Annotated in this window: 5 protein-coding genes; 3 read left to right on the top strand and 2 right to left on the bottom strand. The window is 43.4% G+C overall.

Features of this window, described 5'->3' with window-relative positions:
* The first annotated feature begins 435 nt into the window (after nucleotides 1–435).
* From A7325_RS12305 to A7325_RS13595, 3 genes are all read left to right on the top strand, one after another.
* A complete protein-coding gene (locus A7325_RS12305; RefSeq protein WP_068408557.1) occupies nucleotides 436–927 on the top strand; it encodes an META domain-containing protein in 492 nt (163 codons plus the stop codon).
* A 223-nt stretch (nucleotides 928–1,150) separates the two neighbouring features.
* Nucleotides 1,151–2,161, top strand: a complete 1,011-nt coding sequence (locus A7325_RS12300; protein WP_068408555.1) for a PD40 domain-containing protein — start codon at nucleotides 1,151–1,153, stop codon at nucleotides 2,159–2,161.
* Between the two features lie 27 nt (nucleotides 2,162–2,188).
* On the top strand, nucleotides 2,189–2,338 hold the full coding sequence (locus tag A7325_RS13595; RefSeq protein WP_082894404.1) for a DUF2256 domain-containing protein: 150 nt from the start codon (nucleotides 2,189–2,191) through the stop codon (nucleotides 2,336–2,338).
* Nucleotides 2,339–2,409: 71 nt separating this feature from the next.
* Here the strand turns inward: A7325_RS13595 and A7325_RS12295 are convergent, their stop codons facing one another.
* Both A7325_RS12295 and metH read right to left on the bottom strand, forming a co-directional pair.
* Nucleotides 2,410–3,942 carry a hypothetical protein gene (locus A7325_RS12295; protein WP_068408553.1) on the bottom strand — a complete coding sequence of 511 codons (1,533 nt, stop codon included), beginning with the start codon at nucleotides 3,940–3,942 and terminating at the stop codon, nucleotides 2,410–2,412.
* Nucleotides 3,943–4,264: 322 nt separating this feature from the next.
* Complete coding sequence (gene metH, locus A7325_RS12290) at nucleotides 4,265–7,921, bottom strand: methionine synthase (RefSeq protein WP_369811257.1); 3,657 nt, start codon at nucleotides 7,919–7,921, stop codon at nucleotides 4,265–4,267.
* Nucleotides 7,922–8,101 lie beyond the last annotated feature (180 nt).

Below are 8,101 nucleotides of genomic sequence, written 5' to 3'. Positions count from 1 at the left end.
TTACTGTGACAGTCGGGGCAACTGATATCTATTTGTGTCTTCATAACCTCAAATATATCATCTTGCTCTGGCTGTCACTCCTCCTTTTATTTCCTCAGCATACTTTCTGATACACCACCAAGTATTTAACGGTGAAATTGAATTATCAGCACTCTAAATAGTGTTATTAGCTAAAGTGCTAGCAGGGAATAGGTATTGTAACAAGGTATGTTAGCAAAAAAGCTATAAAGTAGAACAAATATAGCGGTAATTGGTACTCAATCTATCATGACAGGCTTATGAAAAATGGGCATAATAACCTCACTGTTTAGACTAACGATAAAAACACATTAAGCAGAGCACATTAACCTGAGAAAATGCTGCTTAATATGATAAAAACAATATTTTTTTACCTTTGCACTCTTATTTTTATATTTGAAACCTCTAGGAGTTTATATGAAAAACATGACTAAAATGATGATGGCTGCTACCCTTGCGGTTGGTACACTTGCTGCTGCTGGCTGCCAAACCACACCTAGCGTGACCGCGCCTGTGACCCAGCCAATTACTGTTGACGCCCTACAAGCGTATAACTGGCAGCTTGTCGATGCTAAGCGCACTAATGGCGACAAAGTTAGCCAATTATTCTTTGATCCAAGCAAACCATTGACGCTTAATTTTTTTAAAGATAACGGTAATGACCGCGTGAGCTTTATCAATACCTGCAATAATATGGGTGCCAACTATAGTGTGGTAAATGGCAATGTCGTACTCGGTAATGTTTTATCAACAATGATGGCGTGCCCTGAGCCACAAGCCAGCTTTGATACAGCGACACTTGCAACGGTACAAGGTAAATATAGCATTAATAAGAATGCCAATAACACACCTATCTTGACGATTACTAATAGCAATCAAGTGGCTCATTTTAAAGCCGTTTCTAAATAAGTTAATCGTTTAATATAAACGTTTTAAAATCTGACCATTTAAAAATGCCTCACTAAACAGTGGGGCATTTTTTTTATCTAAAATTCGTGACGCTTTCCGCTACACTGTCATAAGTCGCTAAGGTCAAATGTTTAAGCCATTAAGATATTTCTTATGCCATCAACTTTTTAACCTTATCAAAACTCTCATTTTGTATTTATCAGCATTTTATTGGATGTCATTTATGTTAGAAATATTTGGAGAAAAATCATCTGTCAACCTACGCACAATAACTGGCATCACGGCGATAACGGCTTTTGGTCTATTAACGGGCTGTCAAACGTTGCCAAGTACGATGGCTAAAGCGAATCATGCAACCAAAACACCTATTGATACAAGTGCGAGTAATCCTCTAACGGCGCGCATGCCAGCGATAGATCGGCAAGGGCGCATCGCTTATGTCGAAGAGCAGGGAGCAGGCGCAGCAAAGATATCAACGCTATATAGCATTCGTCCTGATGGTAGCGACCGCCAATTGATAGATCAGTTGAATGGTTATATTTATGCGCCAGCGTGGTCTGCGGATGGTCAAATGATCGTCTATAGCAAACAAGTCGCGCGCCAGTCTCCCAAGATTTATACTTATGATCGCAACAGCAACACCCAAAATTTAATCGTCAATACTGAGGGCAGTAACTTATCAGCATCATTTTCACCTAATGGGCAAAAACTGCTTTATAGCTCAACCGTCGGCGGCAATGCTGATATCTATGAGATGCGCTTAAGTGACGGGCATACCAAACAGCTCACAACCTTACCGAGCACAGAAGTGCAGCCAAGCTATGCAAACGATGGGCAAAGCTTTGTTTATACCAGCGATAAAGTCCGCGCTGGTCGTCCCAGTATTTATCGTTATCACTTTGCTACCGGTAAGGCGACATTGATACCGACCGCAGGCTATGCGGCCAGTCCGCAACTGAGCTTGGATGGACAGTATTTAGCCTATCTTAATGGTCGTAAGGCGGCGGTAATGACACTTGTGACAGGGCAAGTAATTAATCTAGCTGAGACAGGACTTGATGAGCCCGCGCGTCTGTCGCCTTCTGCACAGTACGCCGTTTATCCCACAAAGCTTTCGCAAGTGAGCGGTCAAAATGGTAGCAGTTTAGTGATTCATTCTTTAGCTGGCCATTCAAGCTACGCGATTAGCAGTAAGACGGGCGGCGTTGTGCGCTCACCGATTTGGGGTCGGTAAAAAATTTTTAATGTAAAGGTAAATATCATGGCGCACAAAAAAGTAAACCTACCGCAAAAAATCTGCCCTGTTTGCCAGCGACCGTTTACGTGGCGCAAAAAGTGGGAGAGGGATTGGGAGCAGGTGACTTATTGTTCTGAAAAGTGTCGGCGAGGGAAGGTAAATAATGAATATTAATGACTCAAAGAGTTTAGCCACTTATTAAAGTGGCTAAACTTTACTTTCAAAATTACAATTGGTTTTGATCATTACTGGCGCTGAAAATGGAAAAACTCATCATCGTCTATGATGCCATTCTTATTTTCATCAACTTCAAGCGTCAGTCGTTTATCATTTACTCTTACATACCGAGATAGAGCATCTGACAATCCAGTACTACCATTGTTATCTAGTATTTGATTAACTGTTAATGCTCCTGTTATGCCATTGATAGTATAGTTTCCCCACTCCATACCGGATATTTCGTTATCCATATTATCGAAAGGTGGTGCATTGTCGACTTCCATGTGAACATAGGTGCCATCATCGAAAAATGCTAATGCCAATAGCTCATTGTTAGTGTCTTTATTTCTCCAAAGTCCTACTATTTTTTCAGACTTGGCCTTTTCGAATTTAAAAGACTCATCATTATCTATTGCACCATTTCTATTTTCATCAACTTCCAGAGTCAGGGTGTCACCAGATATTCGAGCGTATCGGATAAGAATATCTGATAATCCAGTGTCGCCATTATTATCGAAAATCTGATTTACTTTTAATTCTCCTGTTTTATCATTTAAAGTAAATCTACCCCATTCCATACCAGACTTCTCATTATTAGGGTTGTCAAAAGGTGGCCTTTCGTCAACTTCCATATGAACATAGGTGCCGTCATCAAAGAATGCTAACGCTAATAAATCATTGCTAGTATCTTTATTTTCCCAAAGCCCTATAAGTTTTTTAGACGTTGGCATTACAATAGGTCTGTTTTTCGAAAAATCAAAGGATTCATTTTCATCTATAACGCCATTCTGATTCTCATCAACGTCAAGTGTAAGTTCGCCACTAGATGCTTTAAGGTAGCGTGTAAGAGGTTCTGAAAATCCTGAGATACCATTATCATCAAAGATTTGACTGGTTTCCAATCTATCCGTGTTAGCGTCAACGGTATAATTACCCCACTCCATACCGTTTTCTGGGTTATCTAATGATTTTTCTGCATCAACTTTAAGCTGAATATAAGTACCATCTTCAAAAAAAGCAACCGACTCTAACTCGTCCTCTGTTTCCTCGCCTCTCCAAATTCCTAAATATCCGTCATTTTTAGCTTTTGAGAAACTGAAAGACTCATTGCTATCTATAACGCCATTATTATTCTCATCAATCTGAATGGTAAGTATCCCTTCAGATACTGAAATATACTGAGTCAGGTTTTCTGATAGACCGTTTTCACCATTATCATCGAAAATTTGATTAACCTTCAATGCTCCTGTTTTATTGTCTATAGTATATTTCCCCCACTCCATGCCATCATTTGCAACGTTTCCTGACTGGATTGTAAAAGCTTGTCTTAATAGAGGTTCAGGCTTGTTTTCTACCTCTACATGAATATAAGAACCATCTTCGAAGAAAGCTAGAGCCAAAAGATCACTTTCGGTATCATTGCTAGTCCAAAGTCCTGTCATTTCAGATTTAATATCAGGTGGCTGTGAAGGTGGCTGATAGGAATCGGAATCATCATTACATCCTTGTAAGAGCAGAGAAGTAGTGATGGCTAATAATGCTAATTTAAATGATTTCATTTTTTATCTCTCCTTGAATGAAAAATGTAAAATCTTGGCGGCTATACAAACGACGTCCTTGTCCCTTCTTTTTTAAAGTATTTAATTTTTATTATATATAAATGTTTTTTTATGAATATAACAAATATTTTTAGTGAATCCAACCAAAAAAAGTATTTATGCGTTTTAATAGCTTAAAAAGGTCGGTAAGTAACGTTAGTATTGAATGTCAGCAGATAGAAAGTGGACATAAAAAAATACCGCCACATCTCCTATAGCATCTTTATTAAATGAGATAGGAGGTATGACGGTATGATTAAACGTTATATTTAAATGAGTTTTTTTACAAATTCGGATTTAACCATTTCTCAGCCGTTTTCATATCCCAGCCTTTACGCTCAGCATAGCTTTCTAACTGATCGGTACTGATTTTACCGACGTTAAAGTACTCGCTATTAGGATGCGAGTAGTAGAAACCACTGACCGATGACGCAGGCCACATCGCATAGCTTTCGGTGAGCTTAGTACCGATAGCATCGCCCGTACCAATCCACTCAAATAACTTGCCTTTTTCGGTATGCTCAGGGCAAGCAGGGTAGCCAGGCGCAGGACGGATACCGACGTATTTTTCTTTGATCATCTCGTCATTGGTTAGATTCTCGTCAGCCTGATAACCCCAGTACTCTTTACGTATGAGCTCATGTAAATGTTCGGCAAAGGCTTCCGCTAAGCGGTCAGATAAGGCTTGGGTCATGATGGCATTATAGTCGTCGCCAGCTGCTTTGTACTGCTCAGCAAGCGCCTCTGTGCCAACGATAGAGACGGTAAAACCGCCAAGATAATCGGTATGCGCATCTGATGGCGAGATAAAGTCTGCCAAGCTAAAGTTTGGCTTGCCGCTGGCTTTATCTGACTGTTGACGCAAATGCTCAAATTGATATTCTGCTGTGCCGCCATCAGTTGGTGCTTTATCATAGACAGTAACGGTATCCGCGCCAGTGCGCTTAGCTGGCATGAGTTTAAACACGCCTTTAGCGACGATTAACTTTTCATCAATCATCTTTTGCATCAAGTCATTGGCATTATCAAACAAATCACGCGCGGCTTCACCAACCACATCATCTTGCAAGATTTTTGGGTATTTACCCGCCAAGCCCCAAGAGATAAAGAACGGCGTCCAGTCGATATAAGGCAATATATTGGTAATCGGGTAATCATCAAGGATGACTTGACCTAGCTTATTTGGCACTGGCGGTACATAGTTGTCCCAATCGTACTGAAAACCAAGCTCAATCGACTCAACATAAGAGATTTTCGCCGCTTTTGGTTGGCGTTTAGCGAGACGTTCACGTACTTTGATGTACTCTTCACGCGTCTCATTGATGAGACCTTGACGGTGCTCTTTGGATAGTAGCTTAGTGACGACGCCAACTGAGCGTGAAGCGTCTGATACATAAATAACCGCATCGTTTTGGTATTGAGGTTCGACTTTTACTGCCGTATGCGCTTTAGAGGTTGTTGCCCCTCCAATCATCAAGGGTAGGGTCATGCCGCGTTCTTGCATTTGCTTGGCGACATAGACCATCTCATCGAGACTTGGGGTGATCAGACCTGATAAACCGATGATATCAACTTCTTCTGCAAGCGCGGTATCGAGGATTTTTTCACACGGTACCATCACGCCAAGATCGAGGATTTCATAGCCGTTACAGCCAAGGACCACGCCGACGATGTTTTTGCCAATATCATGGACGTCACCTTTGACCGTCGCCATAAGGATTTTACCTTTCTTTTCGCCCTCAACTTTTTCCGCTTCGATATAAGGGTTGAGCCAAGCGACTGATTGTTTCATGACGCGGGCAGATTTTACCACTTGTGGTAAGAACATTTTACCCGCGCCAAATAAGTCGCCGACGATATTCATGCCGTCCATTAATGGCCCTTCGATGACTTCTAGTGGCTTAGGATATTTCTCCCACGCCTCTTTGGTATCGGCATCGATAAAGGTGGTGATACCTTTTACCAATGCATGGGCAATGCGCTCTTCGACCGTGCCTTCGCGCCATGACATATCGATGGTGCTGTCTTTTTTCTTACCGCCGTCTTGATAACTTTCAGCGATGGTCATCAAACGTTCGGTCGCCTCTTGACCGCTTTCGCCTTGATTGCGGTTGAGCATCACATCTTCGATGGCGTCGCGAGCTTCCTTCGGAATGTCATCATAAACCTCCAGCATAGCTGGGTTAACGATACCCATGGTTAAGCCGTTTTGAATCGCATGGTATAGAAAGACTGAATTGATGGCTTCACGGATCGGGTTGCCACGGAAACTAAAAGACACGTTGGAGACGCCGCCCGATACCATGGCGTTTGGTAAATTATCGGTTATCCATTTGGTGGCATTGATAAAGTCAGCGCCGTAATTATTATGCTCGGTAATACCGGTCGCAACCGCAAAGATATTCGGGTCAAAAATGATATCCTCGCTAGGGAAGCCGACTTCATTGACCAAGACATCATAACTGCGCTGACAAATCTCGATTTTGCGCTCATAGGTATCGGCCTGACCGTCCTCATCAAACGCCATGACGATGACCGCTGCGCCATAGCGCATACAAAGCTTGGCGCGCTCGACGAACTCAGCATGACCTTCTTTTAATGAGATAGAGTTGACGACGGATTTACCTTGAATGCGTTTAAGTCCTTCTTCGATAATGTCCCATTTTGATGAGTCAATCATCAAGGGCACGCGGCTGATATCCGGCTCACCAGAGACCAAATTGACGAAGTGAATCATCGCTTGCTTGGAGTCGAGCATGCCCTCGTCCATATTGATATCGACGATTTGTGCGCCGCCCTCGACTTGGTCACGCGCGACATCGAGTGCTTCGGTATAAGCTTCGGTTTTAATCAAGCGTAGGAATTTTTTCGAACCCGTCACGTTGGTACGCTCACCGACGTTAACGAATAAGCTTTCAGGGGTAATGGTAAATGGCTCAAGTCCTGATAAGCGGCAGGCAGGCGGTATTTCAGGAATCACGCGCGGTGAGTAATTGGCGACCATCTCCGCAATTAGGCGAATATGCTCAGGCGTGGTACCGCAGCAGCCGCCGACGATATTTAAAATGCCAGCTTTGGCAAAGCCTTCGAGCAGGGCCGCCGTTTGCTCTGGTGTTTCATCGTACTCACCAAACTCATTGGGCAAACCTGCGTTTGGATGCGCTGACACATAAGTATCGGCGATATTTGACAGCGTTTGAATATGCGGACGCAGCGCATCAGCACCAAGCGCACAGTTAAAGCCAACCGATAAGGGCTTAGCATGGCGAATCGAGTTATAAAACGCCTCAGCCGTTTGACCTGAAAGCGTCCGACCTGAGGCATCGGTAATCGTTCCCGAAATCATAATCGGTAATTCAAAACCAATATCATCAAACACGCCCGTGACCGCAAAGATTGCTGCCTTAGCATTTAGCGTATCAAAAATGGTCTCGATTAATAGAATATCGACGCCGCCTTCTATCAAGGCCAGCGTCGCCTCACGGTAATTAAGCACCAACTCATCAAAGGTGATATTACGAAAGGCGGGGTCATTGACGTCAGGAGATAACGAACAGGTGCGCGACGTCGGCCCAATAACGCCTGCCACAAAGCGCGGCTTTTCTGGGGTCTTAGCGGTGTATTCATCAGCAGCTTCGCGGGCAATTTTCGCAGCGGTTTTATTGAGCTCAGGCACGAGGTGCTGCATGTCGTAGTCGGCCATCGATAGGCGCGTACCGTTAAAGCTATTGGTTTCAATGATATCGGCACCTGCTTTTAGGTGCGCGCTATGAATCTCTTTAATCATCTGCGGCTGCGTGAGCACCAACAAATCGTTATTACCGCGTACATCTTGCTCAATATCGGCAAAACGCTCGCCGCGATAATCGGCTTCCTCTAACTTAAAGGTCTGAATATGGGTACCCATCGCGCCATCTAGCATTATAATTCGCGCCGCCATCTGCTCGGTGAGGCGTGCGCGCGCGGTTAACTGCTGCGCTTTATAAGGAAATACAGCAGGCGGCGTCAAAATAAAGTCACTAGCCGTGCTTAATACATTGGTGGCATTGGCTGTATTGGTATTGGCGACACCAGTATGATTATGAGAACAGGTCGGTGGGGTGGTGGTTTGAGTCATAGG

The organism is Psychrobacter sp. SHUES1 (genome assembly GCF_001652315.1).
In the GTDB taxonomy this organism is placed as follows: Bacteria; Pseudomonadota; Gammaproteobacteria; order Pseudomonadales; family Moraxellaceae; genus Psychrobacter; species Psychrobacter faecalis.
Note: the sequence above shows the minus strand (reverse complement) of the source record. Positions and strands in the feature narration are given on the sequence as shown.

Excerpts from the sequence above, each read along its gene's own strand:
- A7325_RS12305 (WP_068408557.1), top strand. The coding sequence starts at position 436 with ATGAAAAACATGACTAAAATGATGATGGCTGCTACCCTTGCGGTTGGT.
- A7325_RS12300 (WP_068408555.1), top strand. The coding sequence starts at position 1,151 with ATGTTAGAAATATTTGGAGAAAAATCATCTGTCAACCTACGCACAATA.
- A7325_RS13595 (WP_082894404.1), top strand. The coding sequence starts at position 2,189 with ATGGCGCACAAAAAAGTAAACCTACCGCAAAAAATCTGCCCTGTTTGC.
- A7325_RS12295 (WP_068408553.1), bottom strand. The coding sequence starts at position 3,942 with ATGAAATCATTTAAATTAGCATTATTAGCCATCACTACTTCTCTGCTC.
- metH (WP_369811257.1), bottom strand. The coding sequence starts at position 7,921 with ATGGCGGCGCGAATTATAATGCTAGATGGCGCGATGGGTACCCATATT.